Annotated in this window: 10 protein-coding genes; all 10 read left to right on the top strand. The window is 30.4% G+C overall.

Annotation, left to right across the window (positions count from 1 at the left end; genetic code table 11):
* Positions 1 to 132: 132 nt before the first annotated feature.
* The 10 genes from KPL38_RS15345 (at position 133) to gntK (ending at position 12,189) form a co-directional block, all read left to right on the top strand.
* Positions 133 to 687 (top strand): biotin transporter BioY, encoded by a 555-nt coding sequence (locus tag KPL38_RS15345; protein WP_216290031.1) that lies wholly within the window; start codon positions 133 to 135, stop codon positions 685 to 687.
* Between the two features lie 25 nt (positions 688 to 712).
* The gene (gene bioB, locus KPL38_RS15340; protein ID WP_216290030.1) at positions 713 to 1,696 is read left to right on the top strand and encodes a biotin synthase BioB; all 984 of its coding nucleotides are present in this window, start codon (positions 713 to 715) and stop codon (positions 1,694 to 1,696) included.
* The gene (gene bioD / locus KPL38_RS15335) at positions 1,689 to 2,414 is read left to right on the top strand and encodes a dethiobiotin synthase (protein ID WP_216290028.1); all 726 of its coding nucleotides are present in this window, start codon (positions 1,689 to 1,691) and stop codon (positions 2,412 to 2,414) included. Before bioB ends, bioD begins: the two co-directional genes overlap by 8 nt.
* 22 nt (positions 2,415 to 2,436) lie before the next feature.
* Positions 2,437 to 3,798, top strand: coding sequence for an adenosylmethionine--8-amino-7-oxononanoate transaminase (gene bioA / locus KPL38_RS15330; protein WP_216290027.1), 1,362 nt, complete (start codon positions 2,437 to 2,439; stop codon positions 3,796 to 3,798).
* 156 nt (positions 3,799 to 3,954) lie between these two features.
* Positions 3,955 to 4,782 (top strand): Cof-type HAD-IIB family hydrolase, encoded by an 828-nt coding sequence (locus tag KPL38_RS15325; RefSeq protein ID WP_216290026.1) that lies wholly within the window; start codon positions 3,955 to 3,957, stop codon positions 4,780 to 4,782.
* Positions 4,783 to 4,967: 185 nt separating this feature from the next.
* Positions 4,968 to 5,573, top strand: coding sequence for a TetR/AcrR family transcriptional regulator (locus tag KPL38_RS15320; RefSeq protein ID WP_216290025.1), 606 nt, complete (start codon positions 4,968 to 4,970; stop codon positions 5,571 to 5,573).
* A gap of 9 nt (positions 5,574 to 5,582) precedes the next feature.
* The gene (locus KPL38_RS15315; protein WP_216290024.1) at positions 5,583 to 6,287 is read left to right on the top strand and encodes an ABC transporter ATP-binding protein; all 705 of its coding nucleotides are present in this window, start codon (positions 5,583 to 5,585) and stop codon (positions 6,285 to 6,287) included.
* 2 nt (positions 6,288 to 6,289) lie between these two features.
* A complete protein-coding gene (locus tag KPL38_RS15310) occupies positions 6,290 to 9,469 on the top strand; it encodes an ABC transporter permease (RefSeq protein WP_216290023.1) in 3,180 nt (1,059 codons plus the stop codon).
* Between the two features lie 163 nt (positions 9,470 to 9,632).
* On the top strand, positions 9,633 to 10,481 hold the full coding sequence (locus KPL38_RS15305; RefSeq protein WP_216290022.1) for a MurR/RpiR family transcriptional regulator: 849 nt from the start codon (positions 9,633 to 9,635) through the stop codon (positions 10,479 to 10,481).
* Positions 10,482 to 10,665: 184 nt separating this feature from the next.
* Complete coding sequence (gene gntK, locus KPL38_RS15300) at positions 10,666 to 12,189, top strand: gluconokinase (RefSeq protein WP_216290020.1); 1,524 nt, start codon at positions 10,666 to 10,668, stop codon at positions 12,187 to 12,189.
* Positions 12,190 to 12,301 lie beyond the last annotated feature (112 nt).

Raw genomic sequence — 12,301 nt, 5'->3', positions numbered from 1 at the left:
ACAATTATACCAGAAAGAGGGGGTCATTGTTTTTTTTCTTAAAAACAGCTACAATCCTTGCAATTGCAGGGTCTTAAATAAATAAAACAAAGATAGTGTTAACACTATCAATCATGTTAAGGAGGTGTGTTTATGAAAAATACTAGAAACTTAATTTTAGTAGCTATGTTTTCCGCTTTAACAGCTATTGGAGCGTTTGTTAGAGTACCAATACCATATGTACCTTTTACACTTCAGTATCTGTTTTGTGCATTATCGGGCTTAATCTTAGGCTCAAGATTAGGAGCATTGTCACAAATAGTTTATGTGGCTATTGGGCTTTCTGGTGTGCCAGTATTTACTGAAGGCGGAGGTATAAGCTATATATTTAAACCTACATTTGGATATCTTATAGGTTTCATAGTGGCGGCTTATGTTATAGGTAAAATAAGAGAACATGTAAAGGAATTAAATTTTTTAAAAACCGTATTTACGCTGCTTTCGGGTCTGTTTTTTGTATATTTATTTGGAGTGGTATATTTGTATATTAGTTATAATTTATATTTAGGAAAGGATGTTTCTTTTTATTTTGCATTTTTCTATGGTTTTGTGATTTGCATAACTGGAGACTTGACGTTAACAGTATTTGCAGCATATATTTCAATAAAATTATTACCTGTATTAAGAAAAAGTGGATACATTGAATAAAAAACGAAGAAGAGAGGTGTACGACATGAGAAAGTTTATTAAGAGTATAGAGGAAAAGGTTTTAGAAGGTCAAATTATAAGCTATGATGAGGCAATAAAATTAGCAGATATAAAGCAAAAAGATGACATAGAAGAATTATGTAAAAGTGCTAATAAAGTGCGAAAGTATTTTTGCGGCACAGAAGTGGATCTTTGCACTATTATGAATGCAAAATCGGGACGATGCACTGAGAATTGTAAATTCTGTGCGCAATCAGCTCATTATAAAACAAATGTAAAAGAGTATGAATTAGTTTCAACGGAGGATGCTTTAAAGCTTGCAAAAGAAAATGAAAAGGAGGGAGTAAACAGATTTTCTTTAGTGACAAGTGGTAGAGGACAAACTGGTAGTGATTTTGAAAAGATTTTAGATATATATGAGAAATTAAAAAAAGAAATGAAAATTGATTTATGTGCTTCTCTCGGAATACTTGGATATGAGCAGATGCATAGGCTAAGAGAAAAGGGAATAACAATGTATCATCATAATTTAGAAACTAGCAGGGAGTACTATGATAATATATGTACAACTCACAGCTATGATGAACGGATAGATACTATAAATGCTGCAAAGAAAGCTGGAATGATTATTTGCTGTGGAGGAATTATTGGGCTTGGGGAAAGTATGGTGGATAGAGTTAAACTAGCTTTTCAGCTAAGGGACTTAGGGGTTAAATCTATTCCTGTTAATGTATTAAATCCAATTAAGGGAACACCACTAGAAAATGCAGAGAGTTTAAGTCAAGATGAAATACTAAAAACTATTGCAATAATAAGATTTGTGAATCCCAAAGCATATATAAGACTTGCTGGAGGAAGGAATCGTATCGATGAGTTTGGAAAAAATTGTTTTAATGCAGGAGCTAATGCTACAATCACTGGAAATTATCTCACAACCTCTGGCAATAAAATAAAAGATGATAAAAAAATGGTAAGTGAATTAAATATGGAGGTTAGAAAAAATGGCTAAGGGAGTATTTATAGTTGGAACTGATACTGATGTGGGTAAAACTGTTGTAACTGCTAGCATTATGCATGTACTTAGGAGTAATGGATATAATGCTACATATTTTAAGGCAGCATTGAGTGGGGCGATTGAAGCAGGAAATGAATTTGTCCCGGGAGATACGTTACTTGTTAGTGAAGTAAGCAATTTGAAAGAAGCTTATGAAAATATTACACCCTATGTTTACAAGTCAGCTGTGTCCCCTCACTTAGCAGCGAAACTTGAGAATAACCCTATTCAAATAGATTTGTTAAAAGAAAAATATTATTATTTAAAGAAAAAATATGATTACATAATTGCTGAGGGTAGCGGTGGAATAGTATGTCCATTGATAGATGATGAAAGAGGATTATATACTCTTGAAAATCTTATAAAGGATTTAAAAATGGGTGTTATTATTGTGGCAAGATCTGGGGTAGGAACAATTAACCACACAGTACTTACTGTAAAATATATAGAATCATTAGGAATTAATATCAAAGGGATTATAATAAACGATTATATAAATAATTTCATCTGCAATGATAATATTCAAATGATAGAAAAGCTCACTAAAGTTCCAATTATAGGAAAGCTTAAACATATTGAAAATCTAAAGGACAACAGGTTGCAATCTATAAGGATAAATGCAAAAAATACTTTCAGTATTAAGACATTAGAAGAATGCATGGATCAATTATAATGTTGAAGGGTGAGGTAAAAGTATGAATAGTTATGTAAAAAAAGATTTGAAATATATATGGCATCCTTGTTCTCAAATGAAGGACTATGAGGAACTTAATCCAATAGTTATTGAAAAAGGTGAAGGGGTTTGGCTTTATGATATTGATGGAAATAGATATTTAGATTGTATATCATCTTGGTGGACAAATACTCTAGGGCATAGTAATAAGAGGATTAATGAAGCTATAAAAAGGCAGGTAGATAGCATTGAACATGTTATATTTGCAAATTTTTCAAATAAGCCTGCCATAGAGCTGGCGGAAAAGCTTGTAAATATAACACCGGAAAAGCTTAAAAAAGTGTTTTTCTCTGATAATGGATCTTCAGCGGTAGAAATAGCTTTGAAAATGAGTTTTCATTATAATATGCAAAAGGGAAATTCTAAAAAGAAAAGATTCGTAGCATTAAGTGATGCATACCATGGGGAAACTTTAGGTGCATTGTCCGTTTGTGATATAGATGAGTTTAATTTGGTATACAAGCCTCTTCTTTTAGATACTTTCAGAGTAGAGGGACCAGATTGCTATAGGTGTAAATATGGTTTTAGTAGAGAAAGTTGTGATGCAGAGTGTTTTGAGAATATGGAAAAGTGCTTATCCAAAAATCATGATGATATAAGTGCAGTAATAGTTGAACCAATGGTTCAAGGTGCCGCAGGTATGAAGATTTACTCATCAATTTATTTAAAGAAGCTTCGCAAGCTTTGTGACAAATATGAGGTGCACCTTATTGCAGATGAAATTGCAATGGGTTTTGGGAGAACTGGTGAGATGTTTGCTTGTAATCATGCTCAAATAAGTCCAGATTTTATGTGCCTTTCAAAAGGAATTTCTGCGGGATATATGCCTATGTCGGTAGTTATGACTACAGATGAAATATATAATTGCTTTTATGGAGATTATAAAGATCGAAAATCATTTATTCATAGTCATACTTATTCAGGTAATGCTATGGGATGCGCAATAGCACTCGAAAATTTAAAGATATTTGAAGAAGACAATATTATAAATAACAATATAGAAAAAGGTGAACTTATAAGGAAACTCACAATAAAAAAAGCTAAAAATTTAAATCACGTAGGCGAAGTAAGAAGTATAGGTATGATAACAGCTATCGAAATAGTAAAGGATAAGGAGACAAAAGAAAGTTATCCTTGGCAGACAAGAGTAGGTTATGAGATATATAAGATTGCTTTAAAAAAAGGTTTATTATTAAGACCTATAGGAGATGTACTCTATTTTATCCCTCCATATATTATAAATAAAGAGGAGATAGAATTCATGGTAAATACTTGCTATGAAAGCATAGATGAATATTTTCATAGAGAAGAAACTATGGTATAGGTACTGTATTCTAAGTTTTATAGCGAGCTAAATACAAAGTATTTAGAAATATAAAAAGTTATTGTTGAAATTAGACCTATAAAAGTAGATAATTAGATATATGATGATTTTTTATATAATTTAAATAATAGCTAGTTATAAAAGGAGAAAGTATATATGATTAAATATAAATGGTGTGTATGTGATATGGATGGAACATTATTAAATTCAGATAATGTTATTTCAAATGAGAATGAAGTGGCACTAAAAAAGCTTCAGAATATGGGGGTAGAAGTAATTATTGCTTCTGGTAGATTGGATCTTATGGTGAAGAGTTATATAAAGCAGTTAAACTTAAAAGGACCTATTATATCTTGTAATGGAGGACTCGTTAGAAATATCCAAACAGGGGAGGTTCTCTATTCGAAGGTAATGGATAAAATTGATGTAAAGGAGGTTGCAACTTATTGTGAGAATAATAAAATTGAGTTTATTATCTATACTGCTGATGTAGTATATTCCACTAAAAACAATTCTGTAGGTAGAAAATACGAGAATCATAATAAGGTTTTATTACAAGATGAACAGATACCTATAAAATATATAGATGATAAAATAATGGAGAATATTAATGATATAGATGCTTTTAAGGTTTTGTTAGTTTGTGAAAAACATGAGGAGATTATATTACTCGAAAAGCACTTTTCAAAATATAATAATCTTACGGTAGTAAGTTCGGCAAGAGGGCTTTTAGATATAATGGCATCAGATATTTCTAAAGGAAATGCTTTAGAAATATTGTCAAAGAAATTAGATGTAGAATTAAATGAAATTATGGTTTTTGGAGATAATTATAATGACATAGAAATGTTTAAATGCGCAGGAATGCCTATAGCTATGGAAAATGCTGTAGAGGATATTAAAGCACAAGCAAAATACATAACTAAATCTAATAATGAGTCTGGAATAGCTTATGCGATAAATAATTTTATATTAAAGGAGTAATTGAAACGTAAAAAATAATGAACGTGACATTTTATACAATCAGCAGTGGTATGTAAAATTAAGCCTAGGGTGAAGCATGGTCTCACTCTAGGCTTAATTTGTGTCTTTTTAATAAAAAGTTCAAACACAACTATTGAGTTTATTTCAGAAAAGGTTATAATATAAAAGAGAACGGAGGTTTTCTAATGCAATATTTAAAAGAAGAAATCAGAAAAAATATAGTAGAAGAAGCTCTAAAAGAATTTAAAAAAAGGGGATATAAGGATACATCGATAAGGAGCATAGTTAAAAATTCTAAGACATCAGTGGGCAATTTTTATAAATATTATCATGGTAAAGATGATTTGTATGAAAATTTAATAAGTCCTGTATACAATAGATTAATGGATTACATAAATAAGTTTGATGAAGTAATCGTAAGCGAGAAAACAGATGATATTTTCTATGAACTAATGGAAAAAATACTGGAAATATTTAAAGAGAGTAGCACAGAACTTACAATATTACTTAATAAGAGTGAAGGATCAAAGTATGAAAATTGTAAAAAAACATTTGTTGATTTTATAACTAGAATTGTTTCTGCAAAAATGGAATATGAATTGTCGTTACAAGGTAAAAGGCTTAAAAATAATTTTATTATTTATCTAATTTCATATAACCTTGTAGAGAGTATCTCCATAATTTTGAGAGAGAAAGAGGATGGAATAGAGGTTAGAAAACTTATACTTGATATAATAGATATATTTTATAATAATATTATAAGTAAATTAGAGTGCGAAAATATAAGATAGGAGATAAAAATGAAAAAATTTATAGAACTAAAAAATGTAAAAAAAACTTATGCTACAGGAGAAGTAATAATAAAAGCAGTAGATGATGTTTCATTTACTATAGAAAAAGGTGAATTTGTTGTAGTTATTGGTGCTAGTGGTGCAGGTAAAACTACAATACTGAATCTTTTAGGAGGTATGGATCAAGTCACTACTGGAAATATAATTGTGGATGGGAATGATATAAGTGAATACAACAAGAAAATGCTTACAAAATATAGGCGTGATGATATAGGATTTGTATTCCAATTCTATAATTTAGTACAAAATCTAAATGCAATTGAAAATGTAGAGCTTGCAGTTGAAATATGTAAAAACCCAATGAGTCCAGTAGAAGTACTTAAAAATGTTGGGCTTGAAAATAGAATGCAAAATTTTCCTTCGCAGCTTTCAGGGGGAGAGCAGCAAAGAGTTTCAATAGCAAGGGCACTTGCAAAGAATCCTAAGTTACTTCTTTGTGATGAGCCTACGGGGGCACTTGATTACAACACAGGTAAGTCAATACTTAAGTTGCTATCAAGCGCATCCAAAAAAGATGGTATGACTGTTGTAGTTATTACGCACAATTCGGCTATAACACCTATTGCGGATAAGATAATAACAGTTAAAAGTGGGAGAGTTGAAAGCGTCATTAAAAACGATAATCCAATGGCAATTGAAAGCTTGGAGTGGTAGAAATGAAAAAAACATTTTTTAAGAATTTATTTAGAAATATAAAAAAGACTTTTTCAAGGTTTTTATCTATAGTAATAATTATTGCAATTGGAGTAGCCTTTTATGCTGGCGTTAGGGCTACAAGTCCTGATATGAAAAAATCAGCAGATGCTTATTTTAATAAAACAGGATTTATGGATTTTAAATTAGTTTCAACGCTTGGGCTTACAAAAGATGATATAGTGCAGGCTCAGAAAATTAAAGGCGTAAAAACGGTAAAGGGTTCATATTCAATAGATATTGTGGTTGAAAAGGATAAACATTCATTAGTTCTTAATGTTAATTCGACTCCACCTGAAAATGGAATAAATAAGATCAAAATTATTACAGGAAGGTTGCCAAAAGCCAGTAATGAAGTTGTAGTAGAAAAAGGATTTTTAAAAGCAAATAACTTCAAAATGGGCGATGTTATAGAACTTAAATCTGGAGACGATTCTAGTAAAATAGGTGATACCTTAAAAATAAGCAAATTTAAAATAGTTGGAGAAGCACTCTCGCCATTATATCTATCAGCTCAAAGACCATTAAGTTCTGTGGGAAATGGATCCGTGAAAGGATTTTTATACATTCTACCGGATGTATTTAAAAGTAATTATTATACAGAAATATATTTAACAATGGATAATGGTCTTTCAAAAGATAGTCTTATAACAAACGAAGAATATAAAGTCGCTTCAAAGAATATGGAGAAAAGTCTCAAAGACTTTGGAGTTATAAGAAACAAAATACGATATAAACAAATAGTAACAGAAGCTAGTGATAAAATAAATACAGCACAAGAAAAGTTAAATAATTCTAAAAAGGAAGCAGAAGATAAATTTAGTGAAGCTTATAAAAAGTTAGATAATGCAAAAACTAAAATTGATAATGGTAAAATAGAACTTGCACAAAATCAAATAATTTATAATCAGAAAAAAATGCAGGGAGAAAAACAAATCGCCAAGGGTACTAACAAGCTTAATGAAAGCGAAAGAAAACTTAGCGCAGGAAAGGTGCAAGCTTCATCGAGTATCACGTCGTCTATTGCACTAAAAGTTGCTTTGGCAAAAAAACAATTAGAAACAGATCCTAATAATCAAGTTTTTCTTGCTCAGTATAATGGTATAAATAAGATTTATTTAGGAAGCATTAAGGGGAGAAATTTTGAAACTATGTATACTTCATTAAAAAATAGTGGAGCTATAGTTCAAATGAAACCTTATTTTGATATACAAAGCTTAAAAAATAATTTTGATCTTTCAAAATCAAAAATAGATGTTGGAAGAGTAAAATTAAATCAGAGCGAGAAACTTATAACAAATGGGAAACTTGAATTAGACGCAGCAAGAATAAAACTTGCTAGAGGAGAAAAAGAAGTTAATGGAAATATTGAAAAAGTAAAATTAGAAGAAGCTGAAGTCAACACTAAAATAAAAGATGGACAATTAAAAATCAACAAAAATAAAGATAAAATTAAGGCTATTAAATCACCTGAGTGGTTCGTATTAGGGAGAAGCACTAATCTTGGATATGAAACATATAGGCAGGATAGCGATAGAATAGACAATATTGGCAAAGCTTTTCCACTTATATTTTTCTTAGTGGCAGCTTTAGTTAGTCTTACTACTATGACGAGAATGGTGCAAGAAAACAGAATTGAAATAGGAACATTTAAAGCTTTAGGATATTCAAGGATAGCTATAACTACGCATTATTTGATATATGCGCTTTTAGCAAGTATTGCTGGAACGGTAATAGGTATATCTTTTGGTTTCAGACTTTTTCCTCCACTAATAATGAATGCTTATGGTACCCTTTATGCTATTCCTAGCTCTTTAACTCCATTTAACACTGGGCTCGCTCTTCAGGCGTCTTTAATCGCTATAATATTTACAACCCTTGCAGCGGTTGCAGCGTCCCTTGAAGAATTAAGAGAAGCACCATCATCACTAATGAGACCAAAGCCTCCAAAAGCTGGAAAGACCATATTACTTGAAAGAATAACGTTTATATGGAAAAGATTAAGTTTTACAAATAAAGTTACTGCAAGAAATATATTTAGATATAAACAAAGATTTTTCATGACAGTTATAGGAATTGCGGTTTGTACAGGTCTTATGATAACAGGATTTGGACTTAAGTCAGGAATACTAGGGGCTGCGAAGAGTCAATTCACTGATATATACAAATATGACATGCTATCAACATTTAGAGGAGATCTAGAAGGGGACAAAACAGATATTACAAAAAATGAAGTAATGAAAGATTCCAATGTAAAATCAGTTTTATTTTCTTATACAAAAAATGCAACGGTTGATCTTTATAAATATGGACGTGAAGATGCCTATGTAGTTGTTACAGAAGATAAAAATGAAATTAATAAGTATATTAAGCTTACATCAACTAAAAAAGAGGAGCTTAAACTTAATGATAGAGGCGTAATAATTACTGAAAAGTTATCAAAACTTATGAACAAAAAAGTTGGAGACACATTTGATGTAACTATAAATGATAAGCTTGTAAAGGTCAAGATATCTGGCATAACGCAGCATTATCTTAAACATTACATTTATATGAGTCCTAATTATTATAAAAAAACAACTGGAGAAAGTCTTAAATTTAATGGTTTCTATGGACTTTTAAAAAGTATTACAGATAGTTCAGAGGATAAGACTACAAAGGTATTAACAGCAATAGATGATGTTGGATCTGTAAGTTACAAAAACAAATCACAATATGATTTTAATAAAACAACAAAAAGTATAAATTCGGTGGTGTTGGTATTAATAATATCTGCAGGTGTGCTTGCATTTGTTGTAATATACAATCTTACAAATATAAATATCAATGAAAGAAAAAGAGAATTGTCTACGATAAAGCTTTTAGGATTTTATGATAGTGAACTTGCATTATATATATACCGTGAAAACATAATATTAACGGTAATAGGAAGTTTAGCAGGAATAGTCGTAGGGATATTACTTAATAGTTTTGTAATAACTACCTCAGAAACTAATGTAATGATGTTTATGAGAAAAATAGATCCTATTTATTATCTGTATTCAGTTTTACTTACAATTTCATTTTCTGTAATTGTAAATTTAGCTATGTACAAGGAATTTGGTAAGATTGATATGATAGAATCACTTAAAAGTTCAGAATAACAGTAATTCAAATAAACGCATTGTATTTAAAAGATACAATAGCGTTTTTGTTTATACAGTTTAATATTATATGGTATATTATAGTATAATAGAAGGCGTGAATGATTTCGTGAAACTACGGAGATTTTAAAATAAAGTAAAAATTTTGTTAGGTGGTAATATAATGAATGATATAGGTGGTATAGAGAGATTAAGAAATATATATTCAGAACTTAAAGGAGCAGAGAAAAGAGTTGGAGAGTACATACTTAAAAATCCAAAGGACATTATCCACTCATCTATAACTGAACTAGCTGAGAATTGTAAATGTGGTGATGCCACGGTATCTAGACTTAGTAAAAAACTAGGATTTAAAGGATATCAGGATTTAAAGATAAGAATAGCTAGTGAAATAGTAAAACCTATAGTCAATATACATGAGGAAATAAAAGAGAATGATGACAGCTTGGTTTTAATGCAAAAGATATTTAACTCCACAATAAGTTCTCTTAATGAAACATTAAGGATAAACGACAGTAAGGAGTTAGATAAGGCTATAGGGTATATCCATAATGCAAAAAGAATAGCTTTCTTTGGTATGGGTGGGTCTGCGGCAATCGCTTTAGATGCATATCATAAATTTATGAGAACAGGGAAGTATTGTATATTCCATGATGATTCTCATTTTCAAGCTATGTTATGTTCCATGTATGATGAAAATGATTGTATAATAGCTATTTCAAATACTGGAAGCAATAAAGAATTAGTAGAGAATTTGAAAATCGGAAAGGAAAAGGGTGTAAAAATCATATCTATAACTTCTAATTATAAATCTCCAATATCAAAGGTATCTGATGTTGTGCTTGTATCATACGGGAAAGAAAATTTATCAAGAAGTGAGGCAATGGAGTCGAGGATTAGTGCATTATCACTTATAGATTGTATGTTTGTAGGTACTTGTCTGAAAGATAAAGATAATTATTATAAGGTTTTAGAACAAATAAGAGGAGCTATAGCTAATAAAAGATATTAAAATCATTTTCATACACTCAATAAGAGTGTATTTTTTATTGTAAAAATGAAAACTATTTTCAGAAAACACTTGAATAAACATTTACATAGTAATATAATAATAAATAGGAAATAAGTTTCATAAAGTGTCAATTAAACAAATAATATATAACAAAATGAAAATAATTTTATTAATGGGGGAAATTATGAAATACTTAATTGGATTGGATATTGGAACAAGTAGCACTAAAGCAATCGCGTTTAATTTGCACGGAAATATAATTTCTAAGTGTAATATAGGATATCCTATATTAAATCCTAAACCATCTTTTAGTGAACAAAATCCTGATGAGATATTTGACGCAGTTATTAATTCAATTAAATGCGTAGTAAATGAAAACGCTAACAAGGGGAATGAACTTCTTGCTGTAAGTTTCAGCGCTGCAATGCATGGAATAATTGCTGTAAATGAAAAAGGGGACAAATTAACTGATTGTATTATTTGGGCAGATACTAGAAGTACACAAATTTCAGAGTCTATAAAAAACAGTAAAATGGGTCATGAAATTTATATGAAAACAGGCACGCCAATTCATCCAATGTCACCATTATGCAAGATAAAATGGATTAAGGATAATATGAAGGAAGTATTTGACAATACAAGTAAATTTATTTCTATCAAGGAATATGTTTTCTTTAAACTATTTGGCAAATATGTTGTGGATTATTCGATTGCGTCTGCTACAGGTTTGTTTGATATCTACGAACTTAAGTGGAACAAAAATTCGTTAGAAGTTGCAGGTATAAATGGGGATAAGTTATCCTTACCAGTATCCCCAACAAAAGTATTTAAAAAAATGGATAAAAAATATGCAGATTTAATGGGCATTGATGTAGACACTGCCTTTGTAATCGGAGCAAGCGATGGTTGCCTTGCAAACCTTGGTGCTAATGCAATAAAGCCAGGTGATGCGGCAGTTACAATTGGAACTAGTGGAGCTATAAGAATTATAGCAGATAAACCTAAAAATGATGAAAGCGAAAGAATTTTTAGTTACATTCTTACCGAGGATCATTTTGTACTAGGTGGACCAGTTAATAATGGAGGAATTATCTTTAGATGGTTCAGGGATAATTTTTCTCAAATAGAACTTTCCAAGGCAAAGTCTTTAGGAATCGACACTTATGAATTATTGACAAAAGAGGCGGCGAAAGTTCCAGCAGGAGCAAATGGTTTGATATTTTTGCCTTATTTACTGGGGGAGAGAGCACCACATTGGGATGCAAATTCAAAGGGTGTTTATTTTGGAATAAATATTACACATAAGAGGGAACATTTTTTAAGAGCACTTCTTGAGGGCGTAATTTTTGGAATTTATAGTGTGGGAAAAGCTTTAGAAGAGACGACTGGTAATATTGATACAATATACGCCACTGGAGGGTTTGTCAGATCTGAACTTTGGGTACAAATGTTATCAGACGTATTTAATAAAAAGGTAGTAGTTGCAGAAAGTTATGAAAGCTCTTGTCTTGGAGCAGTAGTAATTGGAATGAAGGCAATAGGGATTATAGATAATATTGAAGAAGTAGAAAAATTAGTTCCTATTTCTCAAACATTTAAGCCCAACAAAAAAAATCATGAGGTTTACATGAAAACTTTTGAAATTTACGAAAGATTATACTTGAAATTAAAAGATGAGTTTGTAAGTATTGGTTTATTACAAAAATAAGAGACCAGCTAGTTAAAGTCAAGTGTAAATTTGCGAAAGTAGTTGTTAATTTCATTGCATAACAAAAAGACCATTGCATAACACGAACAATGGTAAATTTAGTAATTATTTA

Origin of the sequence: Clostridium psychrophilum (assembly GCF_018861705.1) — a bacterium.
GTDB classification, from domain to species: domain Bacteria; phylum Bacillota; class Clostridia; order Clostridiales; family Clostridiaceae; genus Clostridium_AD; species Clostridium_AD psychrophilum.
The sequence above is the reverse complement of the archived record's forward strand: the minus strand, read 5'-3'. Positions and strand labels throughout refer to the sequence as shown.